We start from the raw sequence: 789 nt of genomic DNA, 5'->3' as shown, positions 1-789 counted from the left end.
CGGCCGCCGCGAGCCCGCCGCTGCCGCCGCCGCCCGCCGCGAGGCCGTCGCTGCCGGCGCCCGCCGCCGCGAAGCCGTCGCTGCCGGCGCCGCTCCCGGCGAGCGCGCCGGTGTCCGCCGCGCCCGTGTCGATGCCGCCCGCGATGGCCGTGTTCACGCCGTCCAGTACCGGCGGCACCAGCAACGGGGGCGCCAGTAACGGCAAGGTCAGCACCGTGACCGCGACCGCCGCGCTGGTGGTGGAGGCGCCGAAGCGTGACTTCCAGGGTGCGGTGCTGGCGGTGCTGAGCGAGCGGACCGGTTACCCGGTCGACCTCATCGATTTCGATCTGGACCTGGAGGCGGACCTTAGCATCGACTCGATCAAGCGGGCGGAGGTGGCCGGGGACGTCGTGGCGCGGCTCGGGCTGTCGGCCGAGGGCGACGAGTCGGAGCTGGAGGAGCTGGTCAAGGCCCGGACCGTGCGGGCCATGGTCGACTGGCTCACCATCCGGCTGGACGACGCGCCGACGTCGGCGGCGGCGGTCGCCGCCGTCTCGGCGCCCGCACCTGGCATGCCGCACCCCCGGACCGCCGCACCGGCCGCGTCGGACTTCCAGGGTGCCGTGCTGGCGGTGCTGAGCGAGCGGACCGGTTACCCGGTCGACCTCATCGATTTCGATCTGGACCTGGAGGCGGACCTCAGCATCGACTCGATCAAGCGGGCGGAGGTGGCCGGGGACGTCGTGGCGCGGCTCGGGCTGTCGGCCGAGGGCGACGAGTCGGAGCTGGAGGAGCTGGTCAAGGCCC

General features: G+C 74.7%; 2 protein-coding genes. One reads left to right on the top strand and one right to left on the bottom strand.

The genetic code is table 11. The features are described from left to right. Positions 1–205, bottom strand: a 205-nt coding sequence (locus ABD901_RS58770; protein ID WP_345145124.1) for a hypothetical protein, incomplete at its 3' end; no start/stop codon positions are given. A gap of 10 nt (positions 206–215) precedes the next feature. Here ABD901_RS58770 and ABD901_RS58765 point away from each other — a divergent pair. Further along, on the top strand, positions 216–789 hold a 574-nt coding region (locus ABD901_RS58765; RefSeq protein ID WP_345145121.1), incomplete at its 3' end, for a phosphopantetheine-binding protein.

This window comes from Dactylosporangium darangshiense (assembly GCF_039537565.1).
In the GTDB taxonomy this organism is placed as follows: Bacteria; Actinomycetota; Actinomycetes; order Mycobacteriales; family Micromonosporaceae; genus Dactylosporangium; species Dactylosporangium darangshiense.
This window is presented reverse-complemented; position numbering and strand designations above follow the sequence as displayed.